The 20,241-nt window shown below is 49.6% G+C and carries 17 protein-coding genes; 8 read left to right on the forward strand and 9 right to left on the reverse strand.

Annotated features, from left to right (window positions below):
* Positions 1-5: 5 nt before the first annotated feature.
* Positions 6-1,187, forward strand: coding sequence for a cell division protein FtsZ (ftsZ, locus tag VP504_RS13440; protein ID WP_325891587.1), 1,182 nt, complete (start codon positions 6-8; stop codon positions 1,185-1,187).
* A gap of 120 nt (positions 1,188-1,307) precedes the next feature.
* Positions 1,308-2,225, forward strand: coding sequence for a UDP-3-O-acyl-N-acetylglucosamine deacetylase (lpxC, locus tag VP504_RS13445; RefSeq protein WP_039849731.1), 918 nt, complete (start codon positions 1,308-1,310; stop codon positions 2,223-2,225).
* A 72-nt stretch (positions 2,226-2,297) separates the two neighbouring features.
* Here lpxC and VP504_RS13450 read toward each other — a convergent pair whose 3' ends face one another.
* Positions 2,298-2,762: a DUF721 domain-containing protein gene (locus VP504_RS13450; protein ID WP_325891588.1), complete on the reverse strand. Its 465-nt coding sequence runs from the start codon at positions 2,760-2,762 to the stop codon at positions 2,298-2,300.
* Positions 2,763-3,193: 431 nt separating this feature from the next.
* On the opposite strand from VP504_RS13450, the gene secA reads away from it, so the two are divergent.
* Complete coding sequence (gene secA, locus VP504_RS13455; RefSeq protein ID WP_325891589.1) at positions 3,194-5,920, forward strand: preprotein translocase subunit SecA; 2,727 nt, start codon at positions 3,194-3,196, stop codon at positions 5,918-5,920.
* A 60-nt stretch (positions 5,921-5,980) separates the two neighbouring features.
* Positions 5,981-6,385, forward strand: a complete 405-nt coding sequence (gene mutT / locus VP504_RS13460) for an 8-oxo-dGTP diphosphatase MutT (RefSeq protein ID WP_325891590.1) — start codon at positions 5,981-5,983, stop codon at positions 6,383-6,385.
* 54 nt (positions 6,386-6,439) lie between these two features.
* On the opposite strand, the gene yacG is transcribed toward mutT, so the two are convergent.
* From yacG to nadC, 8 genes are all read right to left on the reverse strand, one after another.
* Positions 6,440-6,637, reverse strand: a complete 198-nt coding sequence (gene yacG / locus VP504_RS13465; RefSeq protein WP_325891591.1) for a DNA gyrase inhibitor YacG — start codon at positions 6,635-6,637, stop codon at positions 6,440-6,442.
* Between the two features lie 15 nt (positions 6,638-6,652).
* A complete protein-coding gene (zapD, locus tag VP504_RS13470; RefSeq protein WP_325891592.1) occupies positions 6,653-7,393 on the reverse strand; it encodes a cell division protein ZapD in 741 nt (246 codons plus the stop codon).
* A gap of 12 nt (positions 7,394-7,405) precedes the next feature.
* Positions 7,406-8,005 (reverse strand): dephospho-CoA kinase, encoded by a 600-nt coding sequence (coaE, locus tag VP504_RS13475; RefSeq protein WP_325891593.1) that lies wholly within the window; start codon positions 8,003-8,005, stop codon positions 7,406-7,408.
* 3 nt (positions 8,006-8,008) lie between these two features.
* Positions 8,009-8,878 carry a prepilin peptidase gene (locus VP504_RS13480; RefSeq protein ID WP_325891595.1) on the reverse strand — a complete coding sequence of 290 codons (870 nt, stop codon included), beginning with the start codon at positions 8,876-8,878 and terminating at the stop codon, positions 8,009-8,011.
* Between the two features lie 156 nt (positions 8,879-9,034).
* Complete coding sequence (locus VP504_RS13485) at positions 9,035-10,258, reverse strand: type II secretion system F family protein (RefSeq protein WP_325891596.1); 1,224 nt, start codon at positions 10,256-10,258, stop codon at positions 9,035-9,037.
* 11 nt (positions 10,259-10,269) lie between these two features.
* Positions 10,270-11,964, reverse strand: coding sequence for a type IV-A pilus assembly ATPase PilB (gene pilB, locus VP504_RS13490; RefSeq protein ID WP_325891597.1), 1,695 nt, complete (start codon positions 11,962-11,964; stop codon positions 10,270-10,272).
* Positions 11,965-11,969: 5 nt separating this feature from the next.
* Positions 11,970-12,431, reverse strand: coding sequence for a type IV pilin protein (locus VP504_RS13495; protein WP_325891598.1), 462 nt, complete (start codon positions 12,429-12,431; stop codon positions 11,970-11,972).
* A 222-nt stretch (positions 12,432-12,653) separates the two neighbouring features.
* Positions 12,654-13,559, reverse strand: a complete 906-nt coding sequence (nadC, locus tag VP504_RS13500) for a carboxylating nicotinate-nucleotide diphosphorylase (RefSeq protein WP_325891599.1) — start codon at positions 13,557-13,559, stop codon at positions 12,654-12,656.
* A 204-nt stretch (positions 13,560-13,763) separates the two neighbouring features.
* On the opposite strand from nadC, the gene ampD reads away from it, so the two are divergent.
* The 4 genes from ampD (at position 13,764) to aceF (ending at position 20,124) form a co-directional block, all read left to right on the forward strand.
* Positions 13,764-14,306 (forward strand): 1,6-anhydro-N-acetylmuramyl-L-alanine amidase AmpD, encoded by a 543-nt coding sequence (gene ampD / locus VP504_RS13505; RefSeq protein WP_325891600.1) that lies wholly within the window; start codon positions 13,764-13,766, stop codon positions 14,304-14,306.
* A 335-nt stretch (positions 14,307-14,641) separates the two neighbouring features.
* Entirely contained in the window at positions 14,642-15,415 is a 774-nt protein-coding gene (pdhR, locus tag VP504_RS13510; protein WP_062705405.1) for a pyruvate dehydrogenase complex transcriptional repressor PdhR, read from the forward strand.
* 96 nt (positions 15,416-15,511) lie between these two features.
* Positions 15,512-18,184: a pyruvate dehydrogenase (acetyl-transferring), homodimeric type gene (gene aceE / locus VP504_RS13515; protein ID WP_325891601.1), complete on the forward strand. Its 2,673-nt coding sequence runs from the start codon at positions 15,512-15,514 to the stop codon at positions 18,182-18,184.
* Between the two features lie 14 nt (positions 18,185-18,198).
* Entirely contained in the window at positions 18,199-20,124 is a 1,926-nt protein-coding gene (gene aceF, locus VP504_RS13520; RefSeq protein ID WP_325891602.1) for a pyruvate dehydrogenase complex dihydrolipoyllysine-residue acetyltransferase, read from the forward strand.
* Positions 20,125-20,241: the final 117 nt, after the last annotated feature.

Consider the following 20,241-nt stretch of genomic DNA (forward strand, 5'->3'; position numbering starts at 1 on the left):
AACACATGTTTGAACCGATGATGGAAATGTCCAACGATGCGGTTATTAAAGTCGTTGGTGTTGGCGGCGGCGGCGGTAATGCAGTCGAGCACATGGTGCGTGAGTCAATTGAAGGGGTGGAATTCATCACCGTCAATACCGATGCTCAGGCGCTGCGCAAGACGGCGGTAAGCACTGTTATCCAAATTGGTGGCGATATCACAAAAGGTTTGGGTGCGGGTGCAAACCCTCAGGTAGGCCGTGAATCAGCCATGGAAGATCGTGAAGCAATTAAAGCTGAGCTCGAAGGTGCCGATATGGTATTTATCGCAGCAGGCATGGGCGGTGGTACCGGTACCGGTGCGGCCCCTGTGATTGCTGAGGTAGCGAAAGAGCTGGGCATTCTGACCGTAGCGGTAGTGACCAAGCCATTCAGCTTCGAAGGTAAGAAGCGTATGGCGTTTGCAGAACAGGGTATCGAAGAGCTTTCCAAGCATGTCGATTCTCTGATCACTATCCCTAACGAGAAGTTGCTAAAAGTTCTGGGTCGGGGCATCACCTTGCTGGATGCGTTTGCGAAAGCAAATGATGTATTGCGTAACGCAGTGCAGGGTATCGCGGAGCTGATCACCCGTCCCGGCCTTATCAACGTCGACTTTGCGGACGTCCGCACTGTGATGTCTGAAATGGGCCATGCCATGATGGGTAGTGGCGTTGCAACCGGTGAAGACCGTGCAGAAGAAGCTGCTGAAATGGCGATTTCAAGCCCACTGCTGGAAGATATTGATCTGGCAGGTGCACGTGGTGTTCTGGTGAACATTACGGCAGGTTTTGATATGCGACTGGATGAGTTTGAAACTGTGGGCAACACTGTTAAAGCGTTCGCCTCAGATAATGCGACTGTGGTTATCGGTTCGTCAATGGATCCAGAAATGAGTGACGAACTTCGTGTGACAGTCGTCGCTACAGGTATTGGTAATGAGCGTAAGCCCGACATCACTTTGGTGCCAGGCACACAGCAAAAACCTGCACCGGTAGAAAATAAGGCACAGCCTTTGCAAGAAACACCAAAGGCGGCGACGCCTGCGCAAGGTGGACGTCCTTCAGAACCATCTGTTCAACCACAGACTTCTAACGTTGCGCCGAAGCCGAAACAGGAACAAGACTACCTAGATATCCCTGCGTTTTTGCGTAAACAAGCGGATTAACAATAGGCAGTGCTTGGTTTGTATACAGCAGCATGGTACTATGCTGCCCGTTTTGCCTTAGTGTGACACTGTAATGAGTGATTTGGGGCGCAAAAAAACAAATTCAGTTGGGAATGGCAGATGATTAGACAAAGAACATTGAAAACTATTGTTCAAACGACCGGAGTTGGTTTGCACTCTGGCCGTAAGGTCACGTTGATCCTGCGCCCAGCTGCAGCGAACACTGGCGTGATTTATCGCCGTACCGACTTGAACCCACCGGTCGATTTTCCGGCGGATCCGGCGTCTGTGCGTGACACCATGCTGTGTACTGCACTGGTTAATGATGATGGCGTACGTATTTCTACCGTTGAGCACCTTAATGCTGCTCTGGCGGGAATGGGAATCGATAACGTGATTATCGAAGTAGATGCACCAGAGATTCCAATCATGGACGGCAGCGCAAGCCCGTTCATTTATCTGCTGCAATCTGCGGGTATTGAAACACTTAATGCTCCAAAACGTTTTGTACGCATTAAGAAACCTGTTCGCATCGAAGACGGTGACAAATGGGCAGAGCTGCTGCCGTATGACGGCTTCCGCCTCGACTTCGCCATCGATTTCAATCACCCGGCAATTGAAGCAGAGCAACAAAATCTGGTGTTGGACTTCTCGTCTCAGTCTTTCATCAAAGACATCAGCCGCGCACGTACTTTTGGTTTCATGCGTGATATCGAGTACCTTCAGTCGCGTAACCTGTGTCTGGGGGGGAGCTTTGATTGTGCAATCGTCCTTGATGATTACCGTATCCTGAACGAAGAAGGCCTGCGTTTCGACAACGAGTTGGTGAAACACAAAGTATTGGATGCCATTGGTGACCTTTACATGTGTGGCCATAACATCATTGGTGAGATGCGTGCATATAAGTCAGGCCATGCGTTGAATAACCAGTTGCTGCGTGCAGTGCTGGCTGATCAAGAAGCATGGGAATGGGCGACATTTGAAGACGAGCAGACGCTCCCAGTGACTTTCGCACAACCAGGTATGGTTCTGGCGTAAGCTAAACAGTAAAGAATAACGAAAAAACCGAAGCTCAGGCTTCGGTTTTTTTATATGTGTAGCAAAAGGTGGTTAGTCTTCCCGGTTAGACATAGCGGCGATAGCTTCAAGCCGCTTTTTAACCTTATCTGGAGCGCCTTCGGCGATAGCCTTAAGGTACACAGCTGCAATTGGACTTACCTTGCGCATCTTTTTCTCTGCTTCTTTGGCTTCTTCTTTTCTCTCAAGGTCGATGGCCAGCGCAGGGTTTACCTTAATCTCAATCGTCATCAGAGAGGGGAGTGTATCTCTTCGAAGTGCAGACATCAGGGTATGCCTGTCGTAGTTTAGCCGTGTTGCCCATGCTGAAGAGCCGCATTCCAGAATCAAAATACCATCGCGATAGTTTGCCACGCGGCACTGTTTTGCCGATTGGGCTGGAAGCAAAGCCTGAACCTGCTCATTGAGCTGGGAAAGTGCCATGGCTCGCTGGCGCACCTGTCCGGTCAATGAATTTTCCAGCAGTTCCTGGGCGGCTTGTGGTCGATGATCTCGCATTGATGTCTTTTATCCCCAATTGGCTTAGTTAAAGAGTATCAATTCCTAACTGTTCTCTCCATGTCATCCCTGCATAAACCTTGATGTGGCATAATAACTTTGCACCATAACTGAACATAAACTGCACTAAAAAGGTTCTAGTCAATGGACGGGTTCTAATTTTTGTCAACGAAACTTGATGAACCCTCATTACAGGTGGGATGAGCGATAGATATGCCTTATTATGATCATCCTTGAAGTACCTTAGCGTGATTAACTGATTCGCAGGCCTTGAAATCTGACTCCAAAGGCACAAGATCAACGCTATACAACGCATCGTTAATTCTTCCGAAAGAATTTTGGCAGAGGGATATGCTGATTCTTCTCTGCCGCGCAGGATCCAGGCTTTGGCCAATACGCTAAAGCGACAAAATGAGAGAAACGGCAAAGCCATGTTATCGAAACTAATTACCAAAGTAATCGGAAGCCGCAATGACCGCACACTGCGTCGCCTTCGCAAAGTTGTAAATGAAATCAACAACCTTGAACCTCAATTTGAAGCGCTCAGTGATGAAGAGCTGAAAGCCAAAACTGCGGAATACCGTCAACGTATTGAGCAAGGCGAATCGCTGGACGCTATCTTGCCGGAAGCCTTTGCAACCGTTCGTGAAGCGTCTAAGCGTGTTTACGGCATGCGTCACTTCGACGTTCAGATGATTGGCGGCATGGTACTGAACAATGGCCAAATCGCAGAGATGCGTACAGGTGAAGGTAAAACCCTGACCGCAACCCTGCCAGCTTACTTGCATGCGCTTACAGGTAAAGGCGTTCACATCGTCACAGTGAACGACTATCTGGCGAAACGTGATGCTGAAACTAACCGTCCACTGTTTGAATTCCTGGATATGACGGTTGGCGTGAACGTACCAAACATGCATCCGCAAGAGAAAAAAGAAGCGTACCTTACAGACATTCTTTACGGAACTAACAACGAGTTCGGTTTCGACTACCTACGCGATAACATGGCATTCCGTGCCGAAGATCGCGTCCAGCGTTCTCGCTACTTTGCCGTGGTGGATGAGGTCGACTCGATCCTTATTGATGAAGCGCGAACCCCTCTGATCATTTCAGGTCCAGCAGAAGACAGCTCTGATATGTATACCCGTATCAATGCGCTGATCCCGCAACTGGTTCGCCAGGACAAAGAAGACAGCGAAGAGTACCGTGGAGATGGTCACTTTACTGTTGACGAAAAAGGTAAGCAGGCTCACCTGACTGAAACTGGCCAGGAGTTTGTTGAAGAACTGTTGAAGAAAAATGGCCTGATGGAAGAGCATGATACTCTCTACTCTCCAGCCAATATTACTTTGCTTCACCACATCAATGCTGCACTGCGAGCACACGTGCTGTTTGAGAAAGACGTTGATTACATCGTGAAAGATGATGAAGTCATCATCGTTGACGAGCACACCGGCCGCACTATGCCGGGCCGTCGTTGGTCTGAAGGTCTGCACCAGGCTGTTGAAGCCAAAGAAGGTGTGAAGATCCAGAACGAAAACCAGACGCTGGCATCAATCACTTTCCAGAACTTCTTCCGTCTCTACGACCGTCTGTCAGGTATGACAGGTACCGCAGATACTGAAGCATTCGAGTTCCAGTCTATTTATGGTTTGGATACCGTGGTTATTCCAACCAACAAACCGATGGTCCGTGATGACATGGCGGATCAGGTTTACATGACTGAGCGTGAGAAGTTCAACGCGATCATCGAAGATATTAAAGCGCGTAGCGAAAAAGGCCAGCCTTCTCTGGTGGGTACGGTGTCGATTGAAAAATCTGAACTGCTGTCAAATGCACTGAAAAAAGCCGGTGTTAAGCACTCCGTACTGAACGCAAAATTCCACGCCTCAGAAGCAGATATCGTTGCTGAAGCTGGTGCGCCGGGTGCGGTGACCATCGCGACTAACATGGCGGGTCGCGGTACTGATATCGTGTTAGGTGGCAGCTGGCAGACAGACATTGCGAAGCTTGAAAACCCGACAGAGCAACAAATCGAAGACATCAAAGCGAAATGGCGTGAGCGTCACGACGCAGTGAAAGCGGCGGGTGGTCTCCACATCATTGGTACTGAGCGTCACGAATCACGCCGTATCGATAACCAGCTGCGTGGCCGTTCTGGCCGTCAGGGTGATCCGGGCTCAAGCCGTTTCTACCTGTCGATGGAAGATTCACTGATGCGTATCTTTGCTTCTGAGCGTGTGTCAAACATGATGAAGAAGCTGGGTATGGAAGAAGGCGAAGCGATTGAGCACCCATGGGTGAACAAGGCGATTGAAAACGCCCAGCGCAAAGTGGAAGGCCGTAACTTCGATATTCGTAAGCAACTACTGGAATTCGATGACGTAGCCAACGACCAGCGTAAGGTGGTTTACGAGCTACGTGATGAGTTGATGGAAAACAGTGACATTAGCGAAATGATCGAGCAAAACCGTGAAGACATCGTCAATGCGGTGATTGATCAGTATATTCCACCTCAATCTTTGGAAGAAATGTGGGACATCGCAGGGCTTGAAGGCCGTCTGAAAGCCGACTTCGATGTTGAGCTTCCTCTGCAGCAGTGGTTGGACAACGATGACAAACTTTATGAAGAGCAACTACGTGATAAGATCCTGAATAACATCGTCGATGTGTACAAATCGAAAGAAGCGGCAGTGGGTCCAGAAACCCTGCGTAACTTTGAAAAAGCGGTGATGCTGCAAACGCTGGATACGCTCTGGAAAGAGCATCTGGCGGCAATGGATCACCTGCGTCAGGGCATCCACCTGCGTGGTTATGCGCAGAAGAACCCGAAACAGGAATACAAACGCGAATCGTTTGAACTGTTCGAAGGCCTGCTGGAGTCACTGAAATCAGATGTGATCATGACACTGAGTAAAGTACGCGTTCAGCAGCCAGAAGAAGTGGATCGTATGGAAGAGCAGCGCCGAGCGCAGGCAGAAGCCGCAGCACGCCGTCAGCAAATGAATCACGCAGAAGCGGAAAACCAGTTGGCTGATGCTGAGACTCAAAGCGGAGCCTCAGAGACAGTAGTTCGTGATGGTCGTAAAGTAGGCCGTAACGAGCCGTGTCCTTGTGGTTCCGGTAAGAAGTTCAAGCAGTGCCACGGTAAGATTGACTAAGCTGAGGCGCTGAAAGAAAAGGCCGCTTAGCGGCCTTTTTTATGGAAGTGAGATAATTAAATGGAAAAGAAACGACTTCATATCGCTGCAGGGATCATTTTGAATCCTCAAGCAGATGCGATTTTCATTACCCAGCGTCCAGCCAAGGCCCACAAAGGCGGCTTTTGGGAATTTGCCGGTGGCAAAGTCGAACGCGGCGAATCTGCCCTCGAAGCGGTTAAGCGAGAGCTAGAAGAAGAAGTGGGGATTACCGCTAAGACTATTGAGCCGTTTATTTCATTGGCGCATGATTATTCCGACAAAGCGTTGGCTTTCGATTTCTTTCTTGTCAGAGAATTCGATGGTGAACCGTTTGGTAAAGAAGGGCAGCCAGGAGAGTGGGTGGCTATCAGCAAGTTGGAAAACTACACTTTCCCGGAAGCGAATGATCCGGTGCTGGAGAAAATCCGTGAGACACTGGGCTAAATGAATGTTTAAGTATGGGAAACAGGCTCCTAGGGCCTAGGAACCTGATCTTTTTCAGTTATCTTCCGACCAGCTGTCGCTATCTGACATATCTGGGGCACCGGCAATACGCTTCTCTTCATCGGCCCATTCGCCAAGATCAATCAGTTGGCATTTCTTGCTGCAAAACGGACGAAATGGGCTGACATCGCCCCAAACTACAGGGATGCCACATTGTGGGCAATTGACGATGGTTGGTTTTTCTTGACTCACAAAGACCTCTTAAAACTAACAAACAGCCAAAGACAGTGCCATCATGTCGGGGACAGGCTGACTCTCATCAAACGGCATAAAACGGATGGCAAAGCGTGACTTATGGCCGGATACCAGCGGAAAGGCATTGTATTCAGTAGAGACTTGAATGCGCAGTAAATTCGCCCCTTCTACATCCTGCTGATAGAACCCATTCACCACGGCACAAGACTGAAGACCTGCACTGCCGCGGGTAAGACGCAGCCAAAAGCTCAGCGCGTCCTCGAGTGGAGCCAGTGTCTGCTTCCATTGCTCTGCATTGGATTGCTTGTGTGCCAGTGGCAGATTCAGCCAGTGGTGCAGAGACGGCAAATCAAAACTGCAGGTACCACCTGGTATCGAAAAACGCTGGCGGATTGATGACAGAAACTTGTCTTCGCGAAGCTTTTGTCCAAGGCGTGAAGCTCGCAGCAATGCTTGCTGGATCTGGCGGCTTTCAAACAGTAAGGCTTTTAACTGCTCTGTATCTACATTCGGGACATCGAGCCAAGTTTCTAGCTTGGCGCGTTGTTTCTCTAAATCCTTGGCGAGGTCGCCTTTTACCTGTACCTGTTCCAGAATTTCAACTAAGTCAAACAGGCTGCGGAAAAATACTCGCCACTGACCATCGTCAGTCAGCGTCGAAGATTGGTTGATTTGATCGAGAAGGAACTCAAGACGCAGGTATACGCGAACCTGCTCAGTCAGGGGGTGCTCGTAAAGGGTTTCACTGCTCATCTTGCTTCCGGTTTATTGCGCCGCCAGATCGAGATACTGGTGGTGCAGTGTTTCTATCTGTTCTGACAACGCTTTGCTGTCATTCTCATTAAAGATGACATCGTCAGCGGCTTCTAGTCGCTGCTGGCGAGTTGCCTGTGCGGCGAGAATATTTTTTACCTGCTCAGGCGAAACCTGATCCCTTTGGGTAGTTCTGGTGACCTGTGTGGCCTCACTGACATCCACAACCAGCACACGCTGGCAGAGTGACTGCAGGCTGTTTTCCACCAGAAGAGGGATCACCAGCAGGCAATATAGTGACTTGGCCTGAGCGGTTTGGGTAATCATCTCTTGTCTGATTTTGGGATGCAACAGACCATTGAGCCAGTCTTTATCTTCTGGGTGCGAAAAAACGTGCTCGCGCAGCGCTCCGCGGTTCAGCGTACCGTCGTCATTGAGAATGAATGCACCAAATTTCTCTTCGATAGCTTTCAAGCCTTCAGAGCCAGGTTCAACTACTTGTCTGGCAATCACATCGGCATCAATCACTTCAATGCCTTTTTCCGCGAACAGGTTGGCAACCGTGGTTTTTCCACTGCCAATACCGCCTGTGACGCCTACCACGTATGCCATGAATCAGTAACCCAGATAAGAAGTTAAGTACCAGTCGATGATCTTATTGCCCCAGAGCAAACTGATCCACCCCGCAATCGCAAGATACGGTCCAAATGAGAAAGGTGTTTCTTTTCCGGTGCCTTTAACACGTATCATAATGATGCCGCCAATGGCACCAACAAACGAGGCCATCAGCACCACCATCGGCAGCGCTTGCCAGCCAAGCCAAGCGCCAAGAGCCGCTAAGAGCTTAAAGTCACCATATCCCATTCCTTCCTTGCCTGTCAGGATCTTAAACAGTTGGAATACCGTCCAAAGGGAGAGATAGCCCGCCATGGCACCGATAACCGAATCTTGCAGCGACACCGGAGAAATACCAACAAGCGCGAGCAAAAGACCTGCCCACATCAGAGGAAGTGTCATTTGATCCGGTAGCAGCATGGTGTCGAGGTCGATAAAGCAAAGGGCGACAAGTGTGAAAGTCGCGCCAATTACTGCTAATGACCAATACCCAGTCAAGGTGAACGCCACAAAGCCTGAGAGGACTGCTGTCAGGATTTCGATGAGAGGATAGCGAACGCTAATTTTAGTTTTGCATGAGCGGCATTTACCGCCAAGGATCAGCCAGCTCAACACAGGAATGTTGTCGATAGCGCGAACTGGCGTTTGGCAAGAAGGGCAATGAGATCGTGGCAAGCTCAGGTTGAAGATATCACTTTCCTTTGGAGCCGGCATGTCATCAGGAAAGCACTCATTGCACTCCTGTCGCCACTGGCTTTCCATCATTTTGGGAAAGCGGTAAATCACCACATTGAGAAAACTGCCCACGATCAGGCCAAACAGCGAGGCGAGAAATACATACAGACCCGGGGAGTCAAAAAGCCAGTCCATCAATCAATCCTGTGTAAACGGTGGTAGGGTCTGTTGAGCTTTGGTGGTTGACCATCATTAAAGGTCAACAGACCCTGGGTATGATAACGACTTGTGCCGCTTCGCTCCATGTGAAATGAAGCAGTTAGCGGCACAAAACAGAGAAGGGTCGGAGGCTTAGCCCATCACACTCATTAGATTGAACATCGGAAGATACATCGCCACCACCAGTGAGCCGATAAGCAGGCCCAAAGTGACAATGATCATCGGCTCGAGAATCTTACCGAGATTGTCGACCGTGTTATCGACGTCGGCCTCATAGATGCCGGCAACCTTGTTCAACATGTCATCTAGCGCACCAGACTCTTCTCCGATCATCACCATCTGGATCATCATGTCCGGGAACTCTCCGGTTTCCTTGATGGAGCGGTGAAGAGGGCGGCCACCAGACGTTTGCTTGTGCACTTCTTCGATAACCATTTTAAAGTGGCTGTTATTGGCCGTTTTCCCTGCGGCAGACAAGCCATTGAGGAGAGGAATACCTGCACTGAAGGTGGTCGCCAACGTACGGGTAAAACGAGAAATGGTGGCTTTGGTTAATACATCCCCAATCACAGGAATATGCAGTGAGAACTTGCTGACTTTCAGCCGGAAACTGTAGCTTTTGTTCACGCAGCCTTTGAAGGCGGCAACAACCAGAATGAGTACAACCAGCATATAAAGCCCGTAGTCCCGAATCGCATCTGATACGTTTAACACCTTTTGGGTAAACCAAGGGAGTTCTGCCCCGAAAGAAGAAAACACATCTTTGAAAGTTGGGATCACGAAGATCAGCATGCCGATGGTCACGGCTATGGCGATAACGCAGACTATCGAAGGATAGATCATCGCTTTAACCACTTTCGCCCTCGTTTCCTCGCTCTTCTCGCGATAGACACAAATGCGCGCAAAGATTTGCTCCAATCGACCGGTTTGTTCACCGGTAGCAACTAAATCGCAGTAAAACTGGTCAAACAGAGGTGAGCTCGCTTTCATCGATTGCGCCAGTGAGGAGCCCGCTTCAATGTGGCTGTAAATCTGGCTGATGATCAGCTTCATTTCCGCTTTCTTCGCGCTGGCTTTTAGCAGTCTCAGCGTTTCTCCCAGTGGCACACCCGCTTCTAGCATGGTTGCCATTTGGCGAGAGAAAAGGGTGATATCTTTGGCTGTCGCCGAGTTTCTGCGGCGAACCCAGGAAGAAGGTGAGCGCTTTTTGATTTTCTCCAAGCGGATGTGTTGTTCCTGAAGGGCTTGTCTGGCTTCCTGCTCTGAAAATGCCAGTGTCTGGCCTTTCACTTTGGCGCCTTTAGAGGTGACGCCACGCCACTGATAAGAGAAAAGTTTATTGGGACTGGTGGCCATGATATTTCCTTTTACAGACTGATCACGCGTTGCAGTTCTGCAAGGCTGGTGATGCCTTCATTGAGTTTTTCGATTCCAGATAATTGCAGCGTTAACATGCCATTGCCCATGGCAAGAGTTTCTAAACGGGAAGCTGACGCACCATTACCAATGGCTTCTGCCAAATCTCTGCTGACTGGCATCACTTCGTAAATGCCGACACGGCCAAGATAGCCATGGTTGCAGTGGTCACAACCTTCCGGAGAGGCTTGATAAACCAGCTCAGGTTTGAGCGATGGGTAGTGTTGGGTAAGCGCTGTCAGGTGATGGTCATCGGCGTCATGTGGCACTTTACAATGTGGGCAAAGTCGACGCCCTAAGCGCTGTGCGATAATCAATGTAAGCGAAGCGGCCAGATTGTAAGCAGCGACGCCCATGTTTGCCAAACGGGTGACACTTTCCGCCGCAGAGTTGGTGTGCAAAGTCGATAACACCAGGTGACCGGTTTGTGCAGCCTTGATACCGATTTCTGCGGTTTCTAAATCACGTATTTCGCCGACCATCACCACATCTGGATCCTGACGAAGAAAAGCACGCAATGCCTTAGCAAAGTCCAACCCGATATCATTGTTGATGTTGACCTGATTAATGCCGGGAAGGTTAATCTCAACCGGGTCTTCGGCGGTGGAGATATTGCGATCTGCCGTATTGAGATACTTCAGGCCGGTATACAAAGAAACGGTTTTTCCGCTGCCAGTTGGGCCTGTCATCAAGATCATTCCTTGAGGGCGGTTAAGCGCATTCAGATAATCTTGTTTTTGCTGGGTGTTATAACCCAGAGAATCGATATCTAACGCCACACTGCCGCCATCCAAAATCCGCAGTACCACCTTTTCACCCCAAAGCGTTGGTAAGGTGGAAACCCGCATATCGATGGATTTATCTTCGGACAAGTTCAGCTTAATCCGTCCGTCTTGTGGGAGTCGGCGCTCAGCGATGTTCAGCTTGGCGATGATTTTTAAACGGGTGGATAGTCGTCGTGAGATACCTGCAGGTGGCGTGCTATGGGTTTGTAAAATACCGTCCAAGCGGAAACGAATTTGGTAACTTTGCTCGAAAGGTTCGAAGTGGATATCGGACGCTTGTTTACGGACAGCATCCATCAGAACTTGTTGGATATAGCGGCTTACAGGGGCATCGTCAGAAAACAGGTCTTCGTTTTCAGCAATGTCATCGATGCTGTTACTCAGTGCCTCTAACTCAGAATCTGTGACGCTACTGGTACGAACCCTCTCTGTGACATTCTTACCATAAAGCCGTCGAATTGCCCCTTCAATTTGGGTATGTTCCAACAGTACGGGATTAACGGAATGGCCCGTGGCAAACTGGAAGTCGTCCTGAATATCAATGCGGGTGGGGTCGCTAACCCCTAAAAGCAGTTGCTGGTTGCGAATTTCTAAAGGGAGGCATTGGGAAGAGAGCACCAAATCCTTTTGGTTCAGTGTCGTGTTGGTGGCTTCCCAAGGGTAGTGTTTGATGTCCTGCAGAGGGTCACCAAAAACCTCAGAGACGGCTTTCGCCAGCTCTTCGCTTGACAGGATTTTTAAAGCGAGCAAAGCCGAAGGTGTGCTCACACCTTCGGCTTTTATTTTTGCTGTGACTTCTTGCTCTTGCGCCGAAGAGAGGTATTCAGCTCGGCGCAGTGCTACAGCAAGGTTGAATGTCATTGTTCTTATGGCGTAGCAGCTGTGTTACAGCCGTCGATAGCACCAGCTGTAGTCGTAATTGCGGAATCAGCGGCACAGTGCCAAACTTCGTCGTTCCTTGTGAAGGTTATTTTTTTGTTGCTAAATGAAGAATGAGCATTTGCGAAAGTAAATACTAACGTTCCCGCTGTTGCGTCATCACCTGTAGTGGCTGCTGTCCCTGTGATTTTTCCAAGAGCGCCAACTTTAAACTCTCCGTTGGCATTAGGGTCGAGAGCATCAGCGAAAGTGGCCAGGGTATTTCCATTCTTTTCAGCTAGGTGAAGCTCAGCTTTTGTAAGAAGATTCTTGACTGATGCAACGCCTGCCTTAGCATCTGACTCAAGTTTATATTTGCTATATGCAGGAACAGCAATTGCTGTCAGTGCACCAATAATCCCCACCACAATTAACAGCTCAATTAAGCTAAAACCCTTTTGCTTTTTCATGTCCATTACTCTCCGATTAATTTATATACGCAACTGTGCGCTTAAAGTGGTTCCAAGATACGGCGGATAGAGAGGGGAAAACAGCAGATAAAATTCGGGTTTCGAGCGGTGGATTGTCTTTTCTGTAATTAACCTTTTAATCAATTACTTTAATGTGAAGCGCGAAATAAAAAAGCAGGCGTTATGCCTGCTTCTATCAATTAGTCGATTGATATTAATGATTTACTTGAGTCTCATTGACAAGTCCATGGCGCGAATATGTTTGGTCAGTGCACCGACTGAAATGTAATCCACGCCGGTTTCTGAAAATTCGCGGATGGTATCAAGGGTAACGTTGCCAGAAACTTCCAGTGCTACCTGTCCTTTGTTGATCGCAACGGCTTCTCGCATCATGTCGGTGGTAAAGTTATCCAGCATCACAATGTCTGCGCCTGCATCGATTGCTTGTTGCAGTTCATCCAGAGATTCCGTTTCCACTTCAACCGGTTTGCCGGGATTCAGCTTTTTGGCTGTTTCAACGGCGCCTTGAATGCCGCCGCAGGCAATGATGTGGTTTTCTTTAATCAGGTAGGCATCATAAACGCCAATGCGGTGATTAAAGCCGCCGCCGCAGGAAACAGCATATTTCAGCGCATTGCGAAGCCCGGGGATGGTTTTACGGGTATCCAGTAGGCGGGTTTGGGTGCCAGCAATCTTTTCTACGTAGCGCGCAGTTTCTGTGGCACAGCCGGAAAGCGTCTGGATAAAGTTCATCGCGTTGCGTTCGCCCGTAAGCAGGGTGCGAGCTGGGCCTTTCAGTTCGCAAAGCACCTGATTCGGCTTGACCTTATCACCGTCTTCCACTTTCCAGTCGATGGTGACTGTGCTGCCAAGCTGGCGGAACACTTCATCAGCAAAAGCACGACCGCAAAACACGCCGGCTTCACGGGTGATGATGGTCGCTTCACCTTGAGTGTCGGCAGCAATCAGGCTGGCTGTGATGTCGTTGTCCGCATTAATCTCACCGCCCAAGTCTTCTTTCAACGTATCGGTAACGCAGCGAATCACATCTTCTTCGAGGTGTGCTTTGAGATAGACGATACGGCTTTGGCTATCGTGGACGCGTGAAGTATTTGAAAGATCGGACATGGTGGTTCCATCACTGTGAGTTCGGTTTAATTCAGGTTGGCCCTGAGTGATGGATGCAAGTTTACCGTCGGCAGGGGAAATTTGCGAGGTAAGACGTGAGTTCTCTGTATGTCGATTCGTTAGAAAGTTGTGCCTGTTTTGGCAGATGACGAGTTAGAATGGTTAAAGACCTGTTTCTTGTTTGCTGTTTTTGGCGAGTTTTTAATGTTAACCATCACCGATCATTTGTTGGACAGTGCCATTTATGTCCCTTCGCCTCACTTTAACGATCGCCCGGTTGAAGAAGACATTTCGCTGCTGGTGGTACATAACATCAGCTTGCCGCCTGGTGAATTTGGTGGCAGCTATATCGAAGATTTCTTTCAGGGAAAACTGACCTCTACAGCGCATCCCTTCTTTGATGAAATCCGCGATGTTCAGGTCTCAGCCCATTGTCTGATAAAACGTGATGGCAGTGTGGTGCAATTTGTTCCTTTCAATCAACGTGCTTGGCATGCTGGCGTGTCTTCATTCGAAGGTCGTGAGCAGTGCAATGATTTCTCGATAGGCATTGAGCTGGAAGGTACTGATGACCTGCCATACATGGAAGCGCAATATGCTGTATTAGCTGATGTGTCCCTAGCTATCATGAAGCATTATCCTGCCATTACTTCTGAGCGTATTACCGGCCATGAAAATATTGCTCCGGGGAGAAAAACCGACCCCGGTAAGGCATTTCATTGGGATAAGTTTAAATCACGCCTTTAGGTCACACTCAGGGCAAAGCGCCAAGCCAAGAAAATAGTGTGAATATGCGTAAAGGTGTGTTGACGGTTTGCTATACCACCTGAAACGACTTTGAGACTTACTGCACAGAATTCCAACCGCTGCCAAAATAATTGGTCTGACCATTATCTCTCCATTGATTAATAAATGCGCGACATCTAATTGTAACGTCTATGACTTAAATCAAGTTTACGGTGGACACTAAAGCCACATTCTGGTAACTTTTTACCGGTTTAATAATTGGTCTTACCAATTTACAAGACTAGAAAATGGGATAGGACGCGCAGGAATTCCGGCGCCAGATAAATAATAAAACGATGGCTATACAACGGATTCGTCAACCCAAACTGTCTGACGTTATAGAGAAAGAGCTTGAAAGTCTGATTCTGGAAGGAACTCTTTCGCCTGGGCAAAAGTTGCCCCCGGAGCGTGAGTTAGCGAAGCAATTTGATGTTTCCCGCCCCTCCGTCCGAGAAGCTATTCAGCGATTAGAAGCTAAGAAACTCCTTAATAGAAAGCAAGGTGGCGGCACATTTGTGAGTGAGCGTTTGTGGCAGCGTTTCTCTGAGCCTTTGATCGGCCTTTTGGCTGACCACCCTGAAAGTCAACTCGATTTGCTGGAATCCCGTCATGCGCTGGAAGGTATCTCTTCCTATTTCGCTGCATTACGTGGAACCAACGAAGATTTACAGCGAGTGTGTGATTGCCACGATAGCATTCGCGAAGCCCAGCAGCTTGGCGATTTAAAAGCCGAAGCCGCCGCCGTTATGAAATACCTGATTGCCGTTACCGAGGCATCACATAACGTGGTCCTACTGCATATCATGCGAAGCCTGGCGCCTTTGCTGGAGCAAAACATTTTACAGAACTTTGAGTTACTGAACCGACGTGAAGATGTCGTCGCGAAGGTAACCAAGCACAGGGCCAATATTGTTCAGGCGATTACCGCTGGTGAGCCGGAAAAAGCCCGCCAGGCATCGCATGCGCATTTGGCCTTCATTGAGGAAACCCTGCTGGATTTGGGTCGTGAGGAGAGCAGACGCGAACGCTCCCTGCGCCGGATACAGCAACGCAAGGACGAGTTGGAATAGCGGATCCCGACAGCTTTGAGGAGTTGTCAGGAACCGTTTTTTCAGCTGCGACAACATTAGTTTTGTACGAGTCAATCAACGAAAGGATAGATCGCCATGTCTGAAGTCATGAAAAATGACGTGGACGCACTAGAGACCCAAGAGTGGCTAGCCGCTCTTGAATCAGTCGTTCGTGAAGAAGGTGTAGAACGTGCCCAGTTCCTGCTTGAGCAAGTTATGGAAAAGGCGCGCCTTGACGGTGTTGATATGCCAACTGGCATCACCACCAACTATGTGAATACCATCCCTGCAGACAAAGAGCCTGCATACCCGGGTGATGTGAACCTGGAACGTCGTATTCGTTCTATCATTCGTTGGAACGCGATCATGATCGTGTTGCGCGCATCGAAGAAAGATCTGGAACTGGGCGGCCACATGGCGTCTTTCCAATCTTCAGCTGCATTCTACGAGACCTGTTTCAACCATTTCTTCCGCGCACCTAACGAGGTGGACGGTGGCGATCTGGTTTACTACCAAGGTCACATTTCACCGGGTATCTACTCGCGTGCATTCGTTGAAGGTCGTCTGACTGAAGAGCAACTGGATAACTTCCGTCAGGAAGTAGACGGTAAAGGTATCTCTTCTTACCCACACCCTAAACTGATGCCGGAGTTCTGGCAGTTCCCAACCGTATCTATGGGTCTGGGTCCAATCTCTGCTATCTACCAAGCACGTTTCCTGAAGTACCTGAATGGTCGTGGTCTGAAAGACACTACCAACCAGCGCGTATACGCATTCCTGGGTGACGGTGAGATGGATGAGCCAGAATCACGCGGCGCGATTTCTTTCGCAGCGCGTGAGAAGCTGGACAACCTGTGCTTCCTGATCAACTGTAACCTGCAGCGTCTTGACGGCCCAGTAATGGGTAACGGCAAGATCATCCAAGAACTGGAAGGTCTGTTCAAAGGTGCTGGCTGGAACGTAGTTAAGGTTGTTTGGGGTAGCGGTTGGGACAAACTGCTGGCGAAAGACACCACTGGTAAACTGCTTCAACTGATGAATGAAACCGTTGATGGTGACTACCAGACGTTCAAAGCAAAAGACGGTGCTTACGTTCGTGAGCACTTCTTCGGTAAATACCCTGAGACGGCTGCATTGGTTGCAGACATGACGGATGACGAGATCTGGGCACTGAAACGCGGTGGTCACGAGCCGTCGAAGCTATACGCAGCATTCAAGAACGCACAAGAAACCTCTGATCGTCCAACTGTGATCCTGGCGAAAACCGTTAAAGGTTACGGCATGGGTGAAGCGGCAGAAGGTAAGAACATTGCGCACCAGGTGAAGAAGATGGATATGAGCCATGTTCAGCACCTGCGTGACCGTCTCGGCCTGCAAGATCTGGTTTCAGACGAAGACATGGTTAATCTGCCATATCTGAAACTGGAAGACGGCTCAGCTGAGCATAAATACCTGCATGCCCGTCGTGAAGCGCTGCATGGTTACACACCACAACGTTTGCCTAAGTTCACTGAAGAACTGACGCTGCCACAACTTGACGCATTCCAGCCACTGCTGGAAGAGCAGAAGCGTGACATCTCTACCACCATGGCTTTCGTGCGTGCACTGAACGTGCTGCTGAAAGACAAAGGTGTTGGTAAGAACATCGTTCCAATCATTGCGGACGAAGCACGTACCTTTGGTATGGAAGGTCTGTTCCGTCAAATCGGTATCTACTGTCCTCATGGTCAGAACTACACGCCAGAAGACCGTGGCGTTGTTTCTTACTACAAAGAAGCAACTTCAGGTCAGGTGCTGCAAGAAGGTATCAATGAGCTGGGTGCAATGTCTTCATGGGTTGCTGCGGCAACTTCATACAGCACCAACGATCTGCCAATGATCCCGTTCTACATCTACTACTCGATGTTCGGCTTCCAACGTGTTGGTGACATGGCGTGGATGGCTGGCGACCAACAAGCACGTGGCTTCCTGCTGGGTGCAACTGCCGGTCGTACAACGCTGAACGGTGAAGGTCTTCAGCACGAAGACGGTCACTCACACATCATGGCGGGTACGGTTCCTAACTGTATCTCTTACGATCCAACCTTCGCATTCGAAGTTGCAGTGATCATGCAAGACGGTATCCGTCGCATGTACGGCCCTGATCAAGAGAACGTGTTCTACTACCTGACACTGATGAACGAAAACTACGCACAGCCAGCCATGCCAGAAGGCGCTGAAGAAGGCATCCGTAAGGGTATCTACAAGCTGGAAACAGTTGGTTCTGCACGTCGTAAGAAGAAAGTTCAGCTGATGGGCTCTGGTACCATCCTGAATGAAGTTCGCAAAGCAGCAGAAATTCTGGATGCGGATTTCGGTATCACTTCAGACGTATACAGCGTGACCTCATTCAATGAGCTGACTCGCGATGGTCAGGATTGTGACCGTCAGAACATGCTGAACCCAATGGATGAAGCGAAAGTTCCATACATTGCACAAGTGATGGGTACTGAGCCTGCTATCGTAGCGACTGACTACATGAAGAACTACGCGGACCAAGTTCGTGCGTTCATTCCTGCTGAGTCTTATCGCGTGCTGGGTACGGATGGCTTCGGTCGTTCAGACAGCCGTGAGAACCTGCGTCGTCACTTCGAAGTTAACGCTGGCTACGTAGTCGTTGCTGCGCTGACAGAACTGGCGAAGCGTGGCGATATCGAGAAATCAGTGGTTGTTGAAGCCATTGAGAAGTTCGGTATCGACACTCAGAAAGTGAACCCACTGTACGCGTAAGAGGCATATATCAAATGGCAATCGAAATTAACGTACCAGACATCGGTGCCGATGAGGTTGAAGTTACTGAGATCCTCGTTAGCGTTGGTGACAAAGTTGAAGAAGATCAGTCGCTGATCACCGTTGAAGGTGACAAGGCGTCGATGGAAGTACCTGCATCACAGGCCGGTGTGGTTAAAGAAATCAAAATCGCGGAAGGCGACAAGGTTTCTACCGGCTCTCTGATCATGATTTTCGAAGAGGCAGGCTCCCCTGCCGAGGGTGCAGCCTCTGCTGCACCTGCTCCTGCAGCAGAAGCCGCTCCAGCAGCGGCACCTGCTCCGGCAGCAGCGGCACCTTCTTCAGCGACAGAGCTGAAAGAAGTTCACGTACCGGATATCGGTGGCGACGAAGTAGAAGTCACTGAAATCATGGTAGCGGTTGGCGACAGCATTGAAGAAGAGCAATCTCTGATCACTGTTGAAGGCGACAAAGCATCAATGGAAGTACCAGCTCCTTTCGCTGGTGTTCTGAAAGAAATCAAAGTGGCAGCGGGTGACAAAGTGTCTACCGGCTCTCTGATAATGATTTTCGAAACTGCAGGTTCAGGCGCAGCAGCACCAGCTGCAGCGGCTCCAGCAGCAGAAGCGCCTGCGGCAGCACCAGTAGCCGGCGGCGTTAAAGAAGTTCACGTTCCGGATATCGGTGGTGACGAAGTCGAAGTGACCGAAATCATGGTAGCAATCGGCGACAGCATCGAAGAAGAGCAGTCACTGATCACCGTTGAAGGTGACAAGGCTTCTATGGAAGTTCCTGCACCATTCGCAGGCGTACTGAAAGAAATCAAAGTAGCAGCAGGCGACAAAGTGTCTACTGGCTCTCTGATCATGGTATTCGAAGTGGCGGGCGCTGCACCAGCGGCGGCTGCGCCAGCAGCATCTGCACCTGCAGCGGCTCCAGCGCCTGCGGCGGCACCTGCAGCAGCATCGGCGCCAGCATCTACTGGCGACTTCCAGGAAAACAACGAGTACGCTCACGCGTCTCCGGTTGTTCGTCGCCTGGCTCGTGAGTTTGGCGTTAACCTGTCGAAAGTGAAAGGTACTGGCCGTAAGAGCCGTATCCTGAAAGAAGACGTTCAGAACTATGTGAAAGACGCCCTGAAGCGTCTGGAATCTGGTGTGGCGGCTTCTGCTTCTGGTAAAGGTGACGGCGCAGCATTGGGTCTTCTGCCTTGGCCGAAAGTTGATTTCAGCAAGTTCGGTGAAACTGAGGTTAAACCTCTGTCCCGCATCAAGAAGATTTCTGGCGCGAACCTGCACCGTAACTGGGTAATGATCCCTCACGTGACTCAGTGGGACAATGCTGACATCACTGAGCTGGAAGCATTCCGTAAAGAACAAAATGCTATCGAAGCGAAGAAAGACACTGGCATGAAGATCACCCCACTGGTGTTCATCATGAAAGCTGTTGCGAAAGCGCTGGAAGCATTCCCAACGTTCAACTCTTCGCTGTCTGAAGACGGTGAGAGCCTGATCCTGAAGAAATTCGTTAACGTTGGTATCGCAGTAGACACGCCAAACGGCCTGGTTGTTCCAGTCTTCAAAGATGTGAACAAGAAAGGTATCTACGAGCTGTCTTCTGAGCTGATGGAAGTATCGAAGAAAGCACGTGCTGGCAAGCTGACTGCAGCTGACATGCAAGGTGGCTGTTTCACTATTTCCAGCCTGGGTGGCATCGGTGGTACTGCGTTCACGCCTATCGTGAATGCACCAGAAGTTGCAATCCTGGGTGTGTCTAAGTCTGAAATGAAACCTGTATGGAACGGCAAAGAATTTGCGCCTCGCCTGCAACTGCCATTGTCTTTATCGTATGATCACCGCGTGATCGACGGTGCAGACGGTGCACGTTTCATTACTTACCTGAACGAGTGTCTTTCAGACATTCGCCGTCTGGTACTGTAAGGCAACACTCCCTCGATCAGCGTTCGTCTGCATATGGCGAACGCTGATTTGATGTACAGCTCACAGGCTATGGGTTTTTATTTTTCAGCTTGTTAACACGGCTGTAAAATGTCAGGC

Origin of the sequence: Grimontia sp. NTOU-MAR1, assembly GCF_035758505.1 — a bacterium.
In the GTDB taxonomy this organism is placed as follows: domain Bacteria; phylum Pseudomonadota; class Gammaproteobacteria; order Enterobacterales; family Vibrionaceae; genus Enterovibrio; species Enterovibrio marinus.